At 64.7% G+C, this 17,417-nt stretch carries 20 protein-coding genes; 3 read left to right on the forward strand and 17 right to left on the reverse strand.

The window, feature by feature from the left end:
- From BHD06_RS19345 to BHD06_RS19355, 3 genes are all read right to left on the reverse strand, one after another.
- Window positions 1-119: GTP-binding protein (locus tag BHD06_RS19345; RefSeq protein WP_254892495.1), on the reverse strand; the 119-nt coding region annotated here is incomplete at its 3' end.
- 140 nt (window positions 120-259) lie between these two features.
- Window positions 260-778: a hypothetical protein gene (locus BHD06_RS19350; protein WP_080458618.1), complete on the reverse strand. Its 519-nt coding sequence runs from the start codon at window positions 776-778 to the stop codon at window positions 260-262.
- Window positions 779-870: 92 nt separating this feature from the next.
- A complete protein-coding gene (locus BHD06_RS19355) occupies window positions 871-1,539 on the reverse strand; it encodes a hypothetical protein (protein WP_080458619.1) in 669 nt (222 codons plus the stop codon).
- A gap of 121 nt (window positions 1,540-1,660) precedes the next feature.
- Between BHD06_RS19355 and BHD06_RS19360 the strand changes: the two genes are divergently transcribed.
- Window positions 1,661-3,031 (forward strand): cytochrome P450, encoded by a 1,371-nt coding sequence (locus tag BHD06_RS19360; RefSeq protein ID WP_080458620.1) that lies wholly within the window; start codon window positions 1,661-1,663, stop codon window positions 3,029-3,031.
- A 98-nt stretch (window positions 3,032-3,129) separates the two neighbouring features.
- On the opposite strand, the gene BHD06_RS19365 is transcribed toward BHD06_RS19360, so the two are convergent.
- On the reverse strand, window positions 3,130-4,005 hold the full coding sequence (locus BHD06_RS19365) for a 3-hydroxybutyryl-CoA dehydrogenase (RefSeq protein WP_080458676.1): 876 nt from the start codon (window positions 4,003-4,005) through the stop codon (window positions 3,130-3,132).
- Window positions 4,006-4,167: 162 nt separating this feature from the next.
- Between BHD06_RS19365 and BHD06_RS19370 the strand changes: the two genes are divergently transcribed.
- Window positions 4,168-5,001: a DUF6473 family protein gene (locus BHD06_RS19370; RefSeq protein ID WP_080458621.1), complete on the forward strand. Its 834-nt coding sequence runs from the start codon at window positions 4,168-4,170 to the stop codon at window positions 4,999-5,001.
- Between the two features lie 49 nt (window positions 5,002-5,050).
- On the opposite strand, the gene BHD06_RS19375 is transcribed toward BHD06_RS19370, so the two are convergent.
- The 6 genes from BHD06_RS19375 to BHD06_RS19400 all read right to left on the reverse strand — a co-directional run bounded on the left by BHD06_RS19375 (window position 5,051) and on the right by BHD06_RS19400 (window position 9,469).
- Window positions 5,051-5,977 carry an electron transfer flavoprotein subunit alpha/FixB family protein gene (locus tag BHD06_RS19375; protein WP_080458677.1) on the reverse strand — a complete coding sequence of 309 codons (927 nt, stop codon included), beginning with the start codon at window positions 5,975-5,977 and terminating at the stop codon, window positions 5,051-5,053.
- Window positions 5,977-6,735: an electron transfer flavoprotein subunit beta/FixA family protein gene (locus tag BHD06_RS19380; protein ID WP_080458622.1), complete on the reverse strand. Its 759-nt coding sequence runs from the start codon at window positions 6,733-6,735 to the stop codon at window positions 5,977-5,979. Before BHD06_RS19380 ends, BHD06_RS19375 begins: the two co-directional genes overlap by 1 nt.
- A gap of 326 nt (window positions 6,736-7,061) precedes the next feature.
- Complete coding sequence (locus tag BHD06_RS19385) at window positions 7,062-7,634, reverse strand: cob(I)yrinic acid a,c-diamide adenosyltransferase (protein WP_080458623.1); 573 nt, start codon at window positions 7,632-7,634, stop codon at window positions 7,062-7,064.
- Window positions 7,635-7,638: 4 nt separating this feature from the next.
- Window positions 7,639-7,845, reverse strand: coding sequence for a twin transmembrane helix small protein (locus tag BHD06_RS19390; RefSeq protein ID WP_080458624.1), 207 nt, complete (start codon window positions 7,843-7,845; stop codon window positions 7,639-7,641).
- 98 nt (window positions 7,846-7,943) lie between these two features.
- Entirely contained in the window at window positions 7,944-8,774 is an 831-nt protein-coding gene (locus tag BHD06_RS19395; protein WP_080458625.1) for an SDR family NAD(P)-dependent oxidoreductase, read from the reverse strand.
- A gap of 38 nt (window positions 8,775-8,812) precedes the next feature.
- A complete protein-coding gene (locus tag BHD06_RS19400) occupies window positions 8,813-9,469 on the reverse strand; it encodes an SH3 domain-containing protein (protein WP_080458626.1) in 657 nt (218 codons plus the stop codon).
- Window positions 9,470-9,625: 156 nt separating this feature from the next.
- Here BHD06_RS19400 and parC point away from each other — a divergent pair, with 156 nt between their 5' ends.
- Window positions 9,626-11,932: a DNA topoisomerase IV subunit A gene (gene parC / locus BHD06_RS19405; RefSeq protein ID WP_080458678.1), complete on the forward strand. Its 2,307-nt coding sequence runs from the start codon at window positions 9,626-9,628 to the stop codon at window positions 11,930-11,932.
- Between the two features lie 50 nt (window positions 11,933-11,982).
- Here the strand turns inward: parC and BHD06_RS19410 are convergent, their stop codons facing one another.
- From BHD06_RS19410 to BHD06_RS19440, 7 genes are read right to left on the reverse strand one after another with little or no spacing between them, the layout of a single operon-like run.
- Window positions 11,983-12,870 carry a lysophospholipid acyltransferase family protein gene (locus tag BHD06_RS19410; RefSeq protein ID WP_080458627.1) on the reverse strand — a complete coding sequence of 296 codons (888 nt, stop codon included), beginning with the start codon at window positions 12,868-12,870 and terminating at the stop codon, window positions 11,983-11,985.
- 51 nt (window positions 12,871-12,921) lie between these two features.
- Window positions 12,922-13,200: an HPr family phosphocarrier protein gene (locus BHD06_RS19415; protein ID WP_080458628.1), complete on the reverse strand. Its 279-nt coding sequence runs from the start codon at window positions 13,198-13,200 to the stop codon at window positions 12,922-12,924.
- Between the two features lie 14 nt (window positions 13,201-13,214).
- Window positions 13,215-13,607, reverse strand: coding sequence for a PTS sugar transporter subunit IIA (locus tag BHD06_RS19420; protein WP_080458629.1), 393 nt, complete (start codon window positions 13,605-13,607; stop codon window positions 13,215-13,217).
- 7 nt (window positions 13,608-13,614) lie between these two features.
- Window positions 13,615-14,556 (reverse strand): RNase adapter RapZ, encoded by a 942-nt coding sequence (gene rapZ, locus BHD06_RS19425; protein ID WP_080458630.1) that lies wholly within the window; start codon window positions 14,554-14,556, stop codon window positions 13,615-13,617.
- Between the two features lie 3 nt (window positions 14,557-14,559).
- Complete coding sequence (locus tag BHD06_RS19430) at window positions 14,560-14,997, reverse strand: HPr kinase/phosphorylase (RefSeq protein WP_254892491.1); 438 nt, start codon at window positions 14,995-14,997, stop codon at window positions 14,560-14,562.
- A gap of 4 nt (window positions 14,998-15,001) precedes the next feature.
- Window positions 15,002-16,714 (reverse strand): sensor histidine kinase, encoded by a 1,713-nt coding sequence (locus BHD06_RS19435; RefSeq protein WP_080458632.1) that lies wholly within the window; start codon window positions 16,712-16,714, stop codon window positions 15,002-15,004.
- Window positions 16,714-17,415, reverse strand: coding sequence for a response regulator transcription factor (locus BHD06_RS19440; protein ID WP_080458633.1), 702 nt, complete (start codon window positions 17,413-17,415; stop codon window positions 16,714-16,716). Before BHD06_RS19440 ends, BHD06_RS19435 begins: the two co-directional genes overlap by 1 nt.
- Window positions 17,416-17,417 lie beyond the last annotated feature (2 nt).

Genomic DNA, 17,417 nt, shown 5'->3' on the forward strand with positions numbered 1-17,417 from the left:
CGGAAATCGCCGAAATACTTGGTGATCGCCGCCGTCAGCGTCGTCTTGCCGTGGTCAACATGGCCAATCGTGCCGATGTTCACATGCGGTTTCGAGCGGTCAAACTTTTCCTTTGCCATGGTCTTGGGCGCCTTGTCTGTTGGGGGGCCACCACGGCCCGATTGTCACTCCGCGCGCCGTTTAGGGGGTTACGATGGAAAAATCAAGCATGTCTTGCCATGCTTCGGGGCCGGGCGGCTGCCGCAGCCGCCCGCTCCCGTCACTCGCCGAAAAGGGCGGCGCTGATCTTGTCGGCATAGTCCTCGGAGACCCGCGCCATCTCGGTCTCCTGCCCCTTCACCAGCACGATACCGGCCAATCCGCCGAGACGCTTCTGGCCGGTGGCCGCAAGCTCTGTTTCTGCCGCCAGCGGGGCACCGGTATCCTGCTGGGTTACGCGCATCACCCCGCGCGAGCCGCTCGTCGTCGAACCCAACAGAAGATAGGCCCCGCCCGCGAGATACAGCATCTCCAGCTCGAGCTCGACGGCGAGGGGCAGAGCCCCGTCGGCATCGGCAGACTCGAGGCGCGCACGGATCACGGTCTGCGCGATCTCCTCCACCCGCGCCTCCTCGAGGCTGAAGGCCGAACCGAAAGTCTTCTTCGCACGCGAGGCATCGACCGTCACGGCAACCACGTCGAACTGCTGGCCGGTCTTTGTAATCCGTTCTTGCGGCATCTCGCAGGCTGCAAGCGCAAACAGCGTGGCGGCCGCGACGGCGGTTCTGGCGAAGGTCATTGGAATCCCCTGTAAATTTCGATGGTCAGCCCTAAACCGCCGGGCGGCCGCCGAAAAGAGCCAAACGCAGCCGGGGGCGCATGCCTTCGTGTCTATTCCTCGGCCGAAGGCTCCGTCGGGGATGAGGCTTCTTTGTCCTCCGGTGCCGGGATTTCGCTTTCTTCCTGCGGCGGTGCGGCATTTAGCGCCTTCTCCGCCTCGGTCTTCTCATGCGCCGGCCTGCCATCCGCCTCGAACCAGCCAAACTCGTCATTCTGCCGCGCCATCCAGTTCTGGATCTGCTTGGCGGCGTTGCGGCTCAGGTTCTCAAGCTGCACCTCCTTGCTCTGCGTCAGACCGGAGCTGAGGAAGGTCTGCGGCGAAATCGTCTCCACCACGGTCACCATATGCGGCTGTTCGTTGAGCTTCTTTCCGGCGGCATCGTCCCAGACGGTGACATGCAGGATCAGTGCGGATTTCGGCGCAGCGACCAGCGGGATGCCCGGAATCGCCAGCACATAACCCTCGATACTGATGCCGAGATGGTAGTACTTGCTGCCCTCGTAACGTGAAAAGCGATCCTCGATCGCCTTTGTCACGCCAGTGATCCATTCCTCTGCCGTCGCCTCGCGCGAGGCCGGGCCCTTGGTCAGGTTCGGGGCAACCACCACGTTATGCCCGAGGCGGAAATTGCCCAGATAGGCCGGGGCCTCGTCGAGATCGTTGGCATTGGTGCAGGCCGTCGCCACAAGCAGGCCGAGCAGGGCCAGAAAACGCATCATCCGAGATCACCTGAAGTAATATCTAGTTCCGAACCGCATATCCCACCCACCCGGCAGGTGCAACGATTTGCCCGACAGGCCCGGACAACCTATATCATGGCAGAGCCCCGAGGATCTGCCAATGCCGTCTCGCGACGCAATCGAAAACCGTACCGCGCCTGTGCGCGTGCCGCTCGTCACAGAGCCGCTCGGGGTCATGGGCTCGCTGCGCGCGGCGCGGCGCAACGTGTTGTCGATCATCCCCGAGCTCGCGACCCGTCAGCCCATGGTCTCAGGGCGCACCGGCAAGCGCTGGCACATGGTGACGGACCCGGATGCGATCCGCCGGATGCTGCTGGAAAACCTCGACAATTACCCCAAGTCGCTGGTCACCAAGAACCTGTTGCGCCCGGCGATCGGCGACTCGCTCTTCATCGCCGAGGGCGCGCATTGGCGCTGGCAGCGGCGCACCGCGGCCCCCGTGTTCTCGCATCGCAACGTGATGAACCTCGCCCCGGTCATGACAGCCGCCGCCGAACGCAGCGCCGCGCGTGTCGCCGGGGCCGGGCCGCGCGCCATCGACATGGCCGCCGACATGGTACGCACCACGTTCGACGTGATCGCGGATGTGACCTTTTCCGGCGACGGCCTCTTTGATCTCGACGGGGTGCATCGCGGCATCGACGCCTATATCGCCGAGGCGGGGCGGCTTTCGCTCTTCGACATCCTAGGCCTGCCCGATTGGGTGCCGCGCCCGGCGCGGGTGATGTCGGGCGGTGCCGTGGCCGAGATGAAGCGCATGGCCGACGAGGCGGTCGAGGCGCGCCGCGCACGCGGCCCGCGCGCGGTGCCCGACCTGCTCGACCTGCTGCTCGACGGCGAGGACCCCGAGACCAGGCGCCGGATGAGCACGCCGGAACTGCGCGATAACCTGCTGACCTTCATCGTGGCGGGCCACGAGACGACGGCCCTCGCGCTCGGCTGGTCGCTCTACCTCTGCGCCTATGATCAGGGCGTGCAGGACCGCGCCCGCGCCGAAGCGCAAGCGGTGCTGGAGGACCGCGCCGCCACCGGCGCAGACGTGGCCCGCCTGCCCTTCATCCGCCAGATCATCGACGAGGCGCTGCGGCTTTATCCGCCCGCGGGCATAGTGTCACGCACGGCGCAGGCGACGGATACGCTCTGCGGGCGTGCGATCCGCCCCGGCGATACGGTGATGATTCCGATCTACGCGCTGCACCGCCATCACCTGCTGTGGGATGCCCCCGATGCCTTCGATCCCGATCGCTTTGCCGACCGCAAAGGCATCCCGCGCTACGCCTACCTGCCCTTCGGGGACGGGCCGCGCATCTGCATCGGGGCCAGCTTTGCGCTGCAAGAGGCGGTGATCGTGCTGGCCACGCTCTTGTCCCGCTTTCGCTTCACGCGCGTGTCGGGGCGCGACCCAAAGCCGGTGATGATCCTGACCCTGCGCCCCGAAGGCGGCGTCTGGCTGATGGCCGAGGCGGTGTGAGTGGCGGCAGGGGTCGCCTGAAGCTGCCGTTCAATCGCAGAGCCAATGCGCGGCTCATCTCTGAAACCGTCAAAGGCAGTTCCAGATCACTCCTGCCCTCATCGCGTCGGCACCGGCTCCTCGCCACGGTAGTCGTAGAAACCACGCCCGGCCTTGCGCCCCAGCCAGCCCGCCTCGACATATTTCGTGAGCAGCGGACAGGGCCGGTACTTGGTATCCGCCAGCCCGTCATGCAGCACGTTCATGATCGCCAGACAGGTATCGAGCCCGATGAAATCCGCAAGTTCCAGCGGCCCCATCGGATGGTTGGCCCCCAATTTCAGCGACTGGTCGATGGACTGCACATTGCCCACCCCCTCGTAGAGCGTATAGACCGCCTCGTTGATCATCGGCATCAGGATGCGGTTGACGATAAAGGCCGGGAAATCCTCGGCGCTGGCCGCCGTCTTGCCCAGTTTGTCCACCACCGCGCGGCAGGCGGCAAAGGTCTCCTTGTCGGTTGCGATGCCACGGATCAGTTCCACCAGTTGCATCACCGGCACCGGGTTCATGAAATGAAACCCCATGAATTTCTCGGGCCGGTCGGTGCGGCTCGCCAGCCGGGTGATCGAGATCGACGAGGTGTTCGAGGTCAGAATCGTCTGCGGTGCCAGATGCGGCAGCAACTCGTCAAAAATCGCCTGCTTAACGGCCTCGCGCTCGGTCGCGGCCTCGATGATCAGGTCGCTCGGGCCCAGATCGGTCAGGGTTTGCGTCGTGGTGATCCGCGCCAGCGCCGCCTCGAGTTCATCCTGGGTGATCTTTTCCCGGCTCACCTGCCGATCAAGGTTCTTGCGGATCGTCGCCATCGCCTTGTCGAGCGCCTCGCGGCTGATGTCGTTCAGCGCCACCTCATAACCCGCCAGCGCCATGACATGCGCGATCCCGTTGCCCATCTGCCCCGCTCCGACAACGCCGATTGTCCTGATATCCATCGCCCGATCCTCGTGGTTTTGCCGCGCCAGCATAGGCCCCGGCAGGGCCGGGCCGCAAGGGTGGTGGGGATCTAAACTTATCCACGAATGCGACCTTTAAGGGAATGGAAACGGGAATCGGACCATCCTGCCACCGGGTGATGGACACAAAGGGCAGGACCCATGATATTCGAACGCCTGGGCTGCGCGCCCTTTGACTATAGGCCCGTGCGATACGGCGCATCGAAACTGACATTTCGCGGACCAGAACGTGACCTTTCGGGCGCGTATATCGCCTGTCTTGGCGGCACCGAAACTTATGGCAAGTTTCTTGACCGGCCCTGGCCCGCGCGGCTTGAGGCCGCGCTTGGCCTGCCTTGCGTCAATTTCGGCCTGCCCAATGCCGGGCCGGACGTGATCCTGCACGACAAGGGCCTGCTCGATCTCGCCCGCGGGGCCTCCGCCGTCATCTTGCAGGTGCCCGGTGCGATGAACCTCTCGAACCCCTATTACGACGTGCATCCGCGCCGCAATGACCGGTTTCTCCGCGCCCGCACCCGTCTGCGCCGACTTTATCCTGAGGTGGATTTCACCGAGTTCAACTTCACCCGCCACATGATGTGGCGGCTCGCCTCTCTCGCGCCAGAGCGGTTTGCACTACTGCGCAACAGCTTGCAGGATGTCTGGGTCGACCGGATGCACCGCGTCATCGCCCGTATCGACCGCCCCGTCATCCTGTTGTGGCTGGCCAATCATGCCCCAGGGACGGATCCGAATTCCGCAGAGGTCTGCGACGATCCGGCGCTTGTGAGCCGCGCGATGATCCGCGCCATCCGTCCCCGCGCCACCCATCTGACGCAGGTGGTGATCAGCAAGACCGCCCGTGACCAGGGCACGCGCGGCATGCGGTTCTCACCGATGGAGGAAAGTGCCGCCACCGACCTGCCCGGCCCGCTCGCCCATGCCGAGGCGGCGCAGGCCTTGCTGCCCGCCCTGCGCACGCTGACCGAGGCATGAAAAAACCCGCGCCGGTCGGGCGCGGGCCTTGGTCTGGTTCTCAACTGCCTCAGAGCTTTTCGGTCAATTCCGGCAGGGCGGTGAAGAGGTCGGCCACCAGTCCGTAATCGGCCACCTGAAAGATCGGTGCCTCTTCGTCCTTGTTGATCGCGACGATGATCTTGCTGTCCTTCATCCCGGCCAGATGCTGGATCGCACCCGAAATGCCGACGGCGACATAGAGATCGGGGGCCACGACCTTGCCGGTCTGCCCGACCTGCCAGTCATTCGGCGCGTAGCCCGAATCGACCGCGGCCCGGCTCGCGCCCACGGCAGCGCCCAGCTTGTCGGCCAGCTTTTCGATCAGCGCGAAATCGTCCTGACTGCCGACACCGCGACCACCCGAGACGACGATGCCCGCCGAGGTCAGTTCAGGGCGATCCGAGGCCGCGACCTTGTCTTCGACCCATTCGCTCAGGCCGGGATTGTCCGCCGCCGAGATGGTCTCGACCGGGGCCGCCGCCTGCTCGCCCGCAGCATCAAACGTCGAGGTGCGGAAGCTGATCACCTTCTTGGCGTCGCGCGATTTCACCGTCTGGATCGCGTTGCCCGCATAGATCGGGCGCTCGAACGTATCGGCATCCACCACGCCCGAGGCGTCCGAGATCACCATCACATCGAGCAGCGCCGCGACGCGCGGCAGCACGTTCTTAGCATCGGTCGTGGCCGGGGCCACAACATGGCTGTAATCGCCCGCCAGGCTGACCAGCAGCGCTGCCGTCGGCTCGGCCAAGCGGTGCCCGAGCGAGGCATCCTCGGCCACCAGCACCTTGGCGACACCGGCGATCTTGGCCGCCGCCTCGCCCGCCGCCGCAGCAGAGGCCCCGGCACAGAGCACCGTCACATCGCCCAGCTTCGCAGAGGCAGATACGGCCTTGGAGGTCGCGTCGAGATTGAGTTCACCATCGGTGACTTCGGCAAGAAGAAGTACAGACATCATACGGCCCCCGCTTCCTTGAGTTTCGCAACAAGCTCATCGACCGAGCCCACGATTTCACCGGCCTTGCGGGCCTCGGGCTCTGCCGTGCCGGTGATATCCAGGCGCGGTGTAACGTCCACGCCGTAGTCGTCAGCGGTCTTTTCATCGAGCGGCTTTTTCTTTGCCTTCATGATGTTGGGCAGGCTCGCATAGCGCGGCTCGTTGAGGCGCAGATCCACCGTCACGATGGCGGGCATGCCCACCTTGATCGTCTGCAACCCGCCATCGACCTCGCGGGTCACGAGCGCGGTGTCGCCCTCGATCTCCAGCTTGGAGGCAAACGTTGCCTGGCTCCAGCCCAAAAGCGCCGAGAGCATCTGCCCGGTGGCGTTCATGTCATTGTCGATCGCCTGCTTGCCGCAGAGCACGAGGCCCGGCTGCTCTTCCTCGACGATTTTGGCGAGGATCTTCGCCACGCTGAGCGGCTCGATATCCTGATGCACATCGTCGGCCGCCACCACGAGGATCGCGCGATCCGCGCCCATGGCCAATGCGGTGCGCAGCGTTTCCTGCGCCTGCTTCACGCCGATGGAGACGGCGATCACCTCGTCGGCCTTGCCCGCCTCTTTCAGGCGAATCGCCTCTTCGACCGCGATCTCGTCGAACGGGTTCATCGACATCTTTACATTGGCAAGATCGACACCGCTTCCGTCCGCCTTGACGCGAACCTTCACGTTATAGTCGATCACGCGTTTGACAGGCACTAGAACCTTCATTGGCATGGTCTCCTTCAAAGTGGTGAAAGGCCGATCTGGCCCTTCGTCTCATTCGTCTCGCGCGTTGATACCGGCTCATTGCGCGACAAAACAGGGTAAAATCGTCACGTCAGCGCCCGGCGACGTCGCGTTGCGGACTTTTCACGACAGGATCGTTGCAGGAGTGTTTCAGCGGTTCGCGCCCGAGCGACGCTCCGGGGCTCCGCCCTTCCGGTCGCCGGGCCGTCCGCAGGACGCCCCGCCGCTTTCAGCGGTTCGCGCCCGAGCGACGCTCCGGGGCTCCGCCCTTCCGGTCGCCGGGCCGTCCGCAGGACGCCCCGCCGCTTTCAGCGGTTCGCGCCCGGAACCCACAGCACATCCTGCTTGCCGCCGTCATTGGCCATCCGGGCGGCGACAAAGAACCAGTCGCTCAGCCGGTTGAGATAACGCACCGCCGCCTCGTTGACGTGCTCCAGCACCGACAGTTCCACCGTCAGCCGTTCTGCCCGGCGCGACACGGTGCGACACAGGTGGAGATGCGCCGAGAGCGCGCTGCCGCCGGGCAGGATGAAGCTGCGCAGCGGCTCCAGATGCTTGTTCATCGCGTCGATCTCGGCCTCCAGCCGGTCGACTTGCGCAGGCACCAAACGAAGAACCGGATATTCGGCCTCCTCGTCCTTTTCCATATCCGGGCGGCACAGGTCGGCTCCCAGATCGAACAGATCGTTCTGAATGCGCGCCAGCGCCTCGTCAGTCTCGCCCGTGGCGTGCAACCGCGCGAGGCCAAGCGTGGCGTTCAGCTCGTCCACCGTGCCATAGGCCGTCACCCGCGCCGAATGCTTGGCCACCCTTGTGCCATTACCCAGCGCAGTCTCGCCCGCATCGCCGGTGCGCGTGTAAATCTTGTTGAGAACCACCATCGGCTCAGCCTCCCTGCCTGCGGAAATAGACGAAAATCAGAATCAGAACGATGGCCACGAATTGCGCGATCAGCCGCCACCGCATGTATTTGTTGGACCGCTTCGCATTCTCCACCCCTTCCTTGCCGAAGCTGGCAATGCCCCGGATCAGGATGATCGCCACCACGGCACAGCCCGCAGCCACCAGAAGGAATAACGGGTCTGTCCACATGAGGTATCCTTTCCGAGTCGGTTACGTTGGGCACATCTAGGCGGCACCGGTGCAAAAGCGAAAGGGAAAATGTGCCGCAGCGCCCGCCGGGGCCACGCTCAGCCCTTCGAGATCACCCAATCGAGCGCACGAGTCGGCAGGACGCGCCGCAGTGTACCGGCGAAATAGGTGGGCGTGGTAACGTAATACCGCGCGCGCGGGCGCGGTGCCTCGACCGCATGGATCAGCTTTTTCGTCACCGCATCGGGCAACAGCTCGAACTTGTCCTTCTTGCGCTGACTGTAGAGTCGCGGCCGCAGCTTGTCGCGATAATCAGCCATGCGCACCGAATTCTCCCAGTCGATCCAGCGCTCGAACGGCGCGCGGGCATTCTCGCGGATCTTCGTCTTCACCGGGCCGGGCTCGATCAGGCTGACATGGATGCCGGTGCCGCGCATCTCGACGCGCAGCGTGTCGGTCAGCCCCTCGATGGCGAATTTCGTGCTGACATAGGCCCCGCGCCAGCCGATCGCGACCAGCCCCAGAACCGAGGAATTCTGCACGATCCGGCCATGGCCCTGCGCCCGCATCGCCGGGATCACCTGCCGGGTCAGGTCGTGCCAGCCAAAGACATTGGCCTCGAAAATCTCGCGCAGCGCGCCGCGCGGCAGATCCTCGACCAGCCCGGGGCAGGCATAGGCCCCGTTGTTGAACAGCGCATCGAGCCGCCCGCCGGTGGCCCCCAGTACCTCGGCCACGCCGGCCGTGATGCTCGCCTCGTCGGCATAGTCGATGCGCGGGGCGTCGAACCCCTCGCCGCGCAGCCGGTCGCAATCGGCCTCGGCCCGGCACGCGGCAAACACCCGCCAGCCGCGCGCCCGCAGCCCATGCGCCGCGTCATATCCGATGCCCGATGAGCATCCGGTGATCAGGATCGTTTTCTCGCTCATGGCGGGGTTTGTGACCGGTCCCCGCCCGCAACGCAAGCCTAGTCGGACGCTACGGTCAAAAGCCGGTCCGCCATCCATCCGATGCGCCCCGTCCCGGCGACCCGCAGCTTGATCCAGCCATTGCCCGGATCGCGCAGCACGATCACCTCGGTCCCGCGTGCAAGACTGGTGATCGCGCCAAAGGCGGTGCCCGGCCCGGTGCGCAGGTTGACGGACCGGCCCGCAACGCGGCGCGTCTCGACCACCGGTGCAAAGGGCTGCGCCGCGTCTTCGGGACTCGGCACGCTCTTTGGCACCTCGCTGCGCGCGACGGCCACCGTCGGCACCGTGATACGGGGCATGGCGGCGTCATCACGTTTGACCGCGGCGGAGGGCCGGGACACATCGCCCTCCGCCGCCGAGGCGAGCGTCACGTCCACTCGCTTTCCCATGGTCAGGCCCTTTGTCAGGCCCATTTTCAGGCCCAGTTCATCCAAAGATCTGACTGTGTGCGTCGCCCTGGGTTCGGGCCGCGCCGCATCATCCTGCGCGATCTCAATCACGTTCACCCGCAAAGGGCGCGCTTTCGGTCTTTGATTGTCGAGCATCGCCCGCATCTGAATGGAGTTGGCAGAGGGGCGATACTCCGCCCCGCCGCTCATCTCGTAAAATGACCACCCCAGAAAAACAAAGCTCAGCAAAATAAAACGCCACATCGCGCACCCCCTATAAATACATAACTGAAAAAGCTGGCAGAGGTTCCATGATACCCGATTCGGACGACACGGCGACGGGGAAAATCGGGGAAGTTTGCGCACCCCTGCCCCGATCCCCGCTTTACGGTGCATCCCGGCGGCGATATCACCACATCCATGAGTGATCTGATCGACGACCCCAACATGATGCCCGAAGCGACATCAGAACCGCTGCGCCGCGCCATCGGCGACCGTTACCTGACCTATGCGCTCTCGACAATCATGCACCGCGCATTGCCCGATGCGCGCGACGGGTTGAAGCCGGTGCACCGCCGCATCCTCTACGCGATGCGCGAACTCAGACTGTCAAGCAGCGGGGGATTCCGCAAATCCGCCAAGATATCGGGCGACGTGATGGGCAACTATCACCCGCATGGCGATGCTGCGATCTATGACGCGATGGCCCGCCTCGCACAGGATTTCGCGGTGCGCTACCCGCTCGTGGACGGGCAGGGCAATTTCGGCAATATCGACGGCGACAACCCCGCCGCCTCGCGCTACACCGAGGCGCGGATGACCCCCTTTGCCGAGGCGCTGCTCGACGGCCTCGCCGAAGACGCGGTCGATTACCGCGACAATTACGACGGCACCCTGCGTGAACCGGTTGTGCTGCCCGCCGCCTTTCCGAATCTGCTGGCCAATGGCTCTTCGGGGATCGCCGTGGGCATGGCCACCAATATCCCACCGCACAACATTGCCGAACTGATCGACGCCTGCATTCATCTGATCAAGACGCCCGATGCGCGTGACGACACGCTGTTGAACTTCATTCCCGGCCCTGATTTCCCAACCGGCGGCATCATCGTAGAGCCGCCCGAGAGCATCGCGCAGGCCTACCGCACCGGGCGCGGCGCGTTCCGCCTGCGCTGCCGCCACGAGATCGAGGATCTGGGCCGCGGCCAATGGCAGATCGTGGTCACCGAGATCCCCTATCAGGTGCAGAAATCCAAGCTGATCGAGCGCATCGCCGAACTGATCCAGACCCGCAAGATCCCCGTGCTCGCCGATGTCCGCGATGAGAGCACCGATGACGTGCGCCTGATTCTGGAGCCGCGCTCCAAGAATGTCGATCCGGAGGTCCTTATGGGGCTGATGTATCGCAATTCCGATCTGGAACTGCGCTTTTCGCTCAACATGAACGTGCTCATTGACGGTGTCACACCGCGCGTCTGCTCGCTCAAGGAGGTGCTGCGCGCCTTCCTCGATTTCCGGCAGGAGGTGCTGCTGCGCCGCTCGCAGCACCGGATGGAAAAGATCGACCACCGGCTCGAGGTGCTCGAAGGGCTGATCGTCGCCTTTCTCAATCTCGACCGGGTGATCGAGATCATCCGCTATGATGACGAGCCGAAACCGGCGCTCATGCGCGAGGATTGGGGGCGGACATTCACCCGCGCCATGTCCGAAGCCGATTACATTCCCCCCGTCGCCACCGACGAGGAGGGGCTGTCGGATGTGCAGGCCGAGGCCATTCTCAACATGCGCCTGCGCAGCCTGCGCCGTCTTGAGGAAATGGAGCTCAAACGCGAGCGCGACGCACTGATGGAGGAACGCGCCGGGCTCGAGGACCTGCTCGACGACGTGTCGCTGCAATGGGCGGCGGTCGCTGACCAACTCAAAGAGGTGAAAAAGACCTTCGGCAAGAATCATGCCATTGGCGCGCGCCGTACCGGCTTTGCCGAGGCAGGCAAGATCGAGGAGGTGCCGCTCGAGGCGATGATCGAGCGCGAGCCGATCACCGTGGTTTGCAGCCAAATGGGCTGGATTCGCGCCCTGACCGGGCATATCGACCTGAACCGCGAGCTGAAATTCAAGGACGGCGACGCGCCGCGCTTCATGTTCCACGCCGAAACAACGGACCGCATCCTTGTCTTTGGCAGCAACGGGCGGTTCTACACGCTCTCGGCGGCCAATCTACCCGGCGGGCGCGGCATGGGCGAACCGCTGCGCCTGATCGTCGACCTGCCCAACGAGGCCGGGATCGTCGATCTACTCATTCACAAGCCGGGGCGCAAGCTTCTGGTGGCCTCCTCGGCGGGCGACGGTTTCGTCGTGCCCGAGGACGAGATCGTCGCCCAGACCCGCAGCGGCAAGCAGGTGCTGAACCTGCGCGCACCCGCTCAGGCACAGGTGTGTCGCCCGGTCTCCGGCGATCACGTGGCCTGCGTCGGCGAGAACCGCAAGGTGCTGGTGTTTCCCCTCGACGAACTGCCGGAATTGACGCGCGGCAAGGGCGTGCGGCTGCAGAAATACAAGGATGGCGGACTGTCGGATGCCACCACCTTCAACCTCGCCGAGGGCCTCAGCTGGCGCGATCCGGCAGGGCGCACGCGAACAGAGTCGGACCTGACCGAATGGCGCGCCAAACGCGCAAGCTCCGGTCGCATGGCCCCGCGCGGCTTTCCCCGCGACAACCGCTTTACCTGAACGCATCCCGGGGCCACCTTGCAAGGCCCTTGCAAACGGCTTCCCCCGCGTTACCGGCGCGTCTCGCCCAGTGCCAGGGTATGCGCGCGCAGCCACTCCATGAAACCGCGCGGATCGCCGTCGAGCATCTTCATCTTCTCGTCGCTCACCGGGGCGCCGACGATCGGCTTCTGCGGGCGGTTGCAGCTATGCACCACCTCGTGCAGCAAGAGCCCCTGCCGCAGTGTGGCCGAGATCCGATTGGCCATCTGATACCAGCGCGAATTCGAACCGGGAAAGAAGATCGGCACCACCCGCGCGCCCGATCGGCGGATCATCTGCGCGGTGAACACGTTCCATTCGCGTTCCACCGCCGGACCAAAGAGCGTGTCCGACGACGCCACCACCCCCGACGGAAACACGCTGATCACCCCGCCTTCCTTGAGATGCGCCATCGCCTTGGCGCGCATTTCCACGGATTTGCGCTGCGCATCCGGTTCATGCGGAAACGGCACCGAGATCATGTAGGAGGCCGCCACCTCATCGATGCCCGTGAGCAAGGCACGGGTCAGGATCTTGTAATCGCTGCGGCGCCGTCCGATCAGGTCGGCAAGGATCATCCCGTCAACCAGCCCGTGCGGATGGTTGGCCACCACCACCACGGGGCCGTCGGCCGGAATGTTGCCCACTTCATCGTCAGGGGTTAGCAGCGGAATGCCCATCGTGTCGAGCGCCGCCCGCCAGAACGCCTGCCCAGTGGGCGCGCCGCGCTTTTCGAACTTGCGGATCATGCGGACAATGGTGAGCTTGCCGGTGACCCATTCCATCACGCGGATGATCGCCGCCGTCGTCGGCGAGTCGAAACTGTTGGCATAGGTCAGGCTGCGACGGTCATATTTGGTGAATACGACCGTTTCGCACGCCGTGCCGCCGGTCTCGTCCTGCGCGTTGGTGCTCACTGCCCCGTCCCTGTTCCGCTCTTCATCCCCGTCTTGGGGTCTCCCGCGCGCTCACATGTCCTCGCCGAACCGATCCGCCACCAGCGCAGCCATCGCATCACCGAGCGGCGCGGCATCGGAGCCCGCGATTTCGACGTCAATAGTGCTTCCTTTGGCCGCTGCCAACATCAAAAGCCCCATGATGCTGTCACCCGATGCCGATTGTCCGTTATGCGACACCTCGACGGTTGCGTCAAATCCCTCGACCACCTCGACCAGCTTGGCAGCGGCGCGGGCATGCAGCCCCTTTTCGTTCACGATCTTCAGTTGCCGCGAGACCTTTTCCGTCATCTGGCCGCCCCCTCTCATTCGTTGGTCACGTTGTGACTGTCGATATATTTGCGTCCCGCATCCAGCGCCGCGCGCACCGCCTCGGATACGCTCAGATGGCGGCTCTTGGCCAGCTTGATCAACATCGGCAGGTTCGCCCCGTAGAGAATCCGCCGATCATCCGGGCGGCAGGCACGCAGCGACAGGTTGGACGGCGAGCCGCCGAAAATATCGGTGACCAGCACGACCCCGCCCCCGGTATCGACGGAATCGGCGGCGACGCAGATCTCGTCCTGCTTGAGCGCGCGGTCGTGATCGCCCTCGATGGTGATCGCCACGATACCGGATTGATGGCCAACCACATGTTCGACCGCCCTCAGGTATTCGCGGGCCAGCCCGCCATGCGCCACGATCACGATCCCGATCACGACAGGGTCACTCCTCCGATGGCGGGGGCACGGTCATGCCGGGGCCGCGCCGCTCCAGTTCGCGATGCCTTATAGACACTTGCCAGCCGTCCTGCGCAAGGGTGGCGGCGAGGGTTTCTGCCATCGCCACGCTGCGATGCTGCCCACCGGTGCAGCCAAAGCCGATCGCGAGGTAGGCCTTGCCCTCGGCCTCGTAGGCGGGCAGCAACTCCTCGACCAGCGCCGTCACCTTGGCGCGAAAGCTCTCGAAGCGCGGATCGGCCCGCACATATCCCGCCACCTCGGGCGCGCGCCCATCCAGCCCGCGCAGCGACGGCTCCCAATAGGGATTTTTCAGAAACCGGCAATCCAGCGCCATGTCGAGGCCGCGCGGCAGCCCGCGCTTGTAGGAAAATGAATGCACCGACACTGCCAGCCGCACCGCGCCCTGCGGGGCGAACCAGCGCTCCAGGTCGGCGCGCAGGTCATGCGGCGACAGGTCCGAGGTGTCGATCACCAGATCGGCCCGCGCCCGCACCGGCCCCAGCAGATCGAATTCCCGGGCGATGCCCGCCTCGGCACTCTCGGCCGGGGCCAGCGGATGCCGCCTGCGGGTTTCCGAAAACCGCTGTTGCAGAACCTCCGGTCGGCAATCGAGATAGAGCACCTGCAACGGCAACCCCGCCTGCCAATCGCGCCCGTCGATCAGGGCGATCAGCGCATTGGTCGAGAAATCGCGGTTGCGCACATCGAGCCCGAGCGCCAGCGGCTTTTCGGGCGCCGTGCCGCCCTCCAGCAGCCGTGGCAGAAGGCTGAGCGGCATGTTGTCGATCGCCTCAAAGCCCATATCCTCCAGCGCGCGGATCGCCGTGCTCCGCCCGGCCCCCGACGGGCCGGTGACCAGCACCAGGCGCGGCCGCGCCCGGTCGCTCTGCGCGGGCTCGTGCGTGATGGACAGATTGGCTCCCATGGATCAACTTACCTTTCCATGCCGTAGATAAAGCAGAATCGCGGCAGGAAAATGGGCCTTCGTTGTTTTTGCGAAGACGGGCAGCGACAAACCCATCACGCGTGCCTGAGCCAGCGGCGGCAACCGCGCGTCTGTGTCGCGGTCCATGTCGATCACGCAGGCCACCGGCGTGGGCCCTGCGGCAGGCAGGTGCAGGATCCCCATCCCGCGCGCCTCGATCCGGCCACGGATCGTATCGGGCACATCGGCCATGAGCCGCGCGCCGTCACGCCACAGCCGGGTGCGATCATCCGCGATCAGCACTGCGCCCAGTGCGACAAGTTGCAAGGCCAACCCCGATTTTCCCTGCCCCGACGCGCCCCGGATCAGCGCCGCGCGCCCTTCCAGCGCTACACAACTGGCATGCACGACCTGCTCGACAGACGCCGCGTCTCCGGTCACGGTGTCAGACCGGCAGGCCCACGACAAAGCGCGCGCCCAGTGGGTCGGACGTGGCATCGGCGTGGGTCGGACGGATGTTCTCGGCCCAGATCACGCCGTCATGCGCCTCGATGATCTGCTTGGATATGGCCAGACCAAGGCCGGAATTATTGCCGAAATCGTCCTCGGGCCGCTGCGAATAAAAGCGCTGGAACACCTTTTCCAGCGCCTGTTCGGGGATGCCCGGCCCGGTATCTTCCACCACCACAAGCACCCGATCCGCGCGCCGCCGCGCCCAGACCCGGATCGCGTCCCCCTCTTCGCAAAAGCTGATCGCATTGGTGATCAGGTTGACGAAGACCTGCGCCAGACGCGCCTCCAGCCCGGTGATGACGATGGGCTCGTCCGGGAAATCGGTAATGAAATCGACACCCTTCTTTTGCGCTTCCTCGCTCAGATAGGTTCCGAGATTGCACAGCATGGTCAACAGGTCGAACGCCTCCTGCTCTTCTTTCACCAACTCGCTGTCCAACCGCGAGGCATTGGAGATATCGCTCACCAGCCGGTCGAGGCGGCGCACGTCATGCTCGATCACCTCCAGCAGGCGCTCGCGTTGATCGTCGCGCTTGGCGATGCGCATAGTACCCACCGCCGAGCGCAGGCTGGCCAGCGGGTTCTTGATCTCATGCGCCACGTCGGCGGCGAACTGCTCGTTGCTCTCGATCCGGTGGTAAAGGGCACCGACCATGCCGCGCAGCGCCCCCGAGAGCCGCCCGATCTCGTCGGGTCGCGCTGTGAGGTCCGGAATGCGGATGCGTCCGCGCGCGCCCCTGCCGCGATTGCGCTCCCGCCCGATCTCGGCCGCCGCCGCCAGATCGGCCAGCGGGTTCGAGATCGTCGAGGCCAGGATCAGGCTCAGCCCGACGGAAATCAGCGTGGCGATCAGGAACATTTGCAACACACGCTCGCGCTCGACCCGCGCCAGCTTGTCGATCTCGCCAGAGGCATTGGCCAGCGCCACCACCGCAACCGGCGTGTTGCCCTGCACGACCGGCGCCGCCGCCGACAGGATAGTGCCGCGCGGCCCTTCGGCACTGCGCACCTGCACGCCATCGGTCACCGCCGCGTCGACCATGTCGCGGGTCATCTCTTCGAGGCTCTGCACACCCGCGCCCAGCGCATCACCCGAGAAGGGGGCCGCAATCATATCCCAGAACCGGCCCAGAAAATCGGTCATCGGCGTATTCGGAAGCGCGCGCGCGGGATCGGACCCATCCGCATCCGCCGCCTTGCGTCCGAGAAGCAGCCCCGTCCGGTCGAACAACAAAAGTTCCGTGCCCGCCCCCACGTTCAGCCGCGCCAGCGTATCCTTGACATCGAGCCCGTCGCCGCTGGCGAAGCTGACCGGTGCGGTGGCGGGCAGACGCGCCTCGACCACGTCGGACATCAGCGCGGCGTTCTGCGTCAGGCTGTCGACACGCTGCTGGACCAGCGTTTCATGCGAGCCGCTGAGATAGAGGATGCCCACCACGAGCACGTTGAGCGCGATGAGATTGAAGGTGACGATCTTGCGCGTCAGCGAGGACTCGCGCAGCGAGAACCGGCCACGCCGGGCGCGGCGCTCTGTCATTTCCGCCTCGTCCACGCGGTCAGGCACGACAAAATCGTCCCCGAGAACGAGGTCGCTATCCTTTCGCGGCACCAGATCGCGCACGTCTATCCCCTTGGCAAGGATCATTATTCTTCGTTGTACCTGTACCCGATACCATAAAGCGTCTCGATTGCCGAGAATTCGGAATCGACCACGCGCAGTTTCTTGCGCAGGCGCTTGATATGGCTGTCGATGGTGCGGTCGTCGACATAGACCTGATCGTCATAGGCCACATCCATCAGCTGATCGCGGCTCTTGACGAAACCGGGGCGCTGCGCGAGGGCCTGCAACAGCAAGAACTCGGTCACCGTGAGCGACACGTCCTGCCCCTTCCAGCTGACCGCGTGGCGCAGCGGGTCCATTCGCAGATAACCGCGTTCGATCATCTTGGTCTCTTCGGTGTCGGCCACCACGGTGCCGTTCTGCGCATCCTGCCGCCGCAAGAGCGCACGGATCCGCTCCACCAGAAGCCGTTGCGAAAACGGCTTTTTCACATAGTCATCCGCGCCCATCCGCAGCCCCAGAACCTCGTCGATCTCGTCATCCTTGGAGGTCAGGAAGATCACCGGCATCTGTGATTTCTGCCGCAGCCGCTGCAACAGATCCATCCCGTCCATACGCGGCATCTTGATGTCGAGCACCGCCATGTCGGGCAGTCTCTTGCTGAACGCATCGAACGCCTGCTGCCCGTCATTATAGGTTTCCACCTCGAACCCTTCTGCCTCGAGTGTCATGGCGACGGAGGTCAGAATGTTTCTGTCATCGTCCACAAGGGCGATCCTGGACATTT

Source organism: Roseovarius sp. A-2, assembly GCF_002072155.1.
GTDB lineage: Bacteria > Pseudomonadota > Alphaproteobacteria > Rhodobacterales > Rhodobacteraceae > Roseovarius.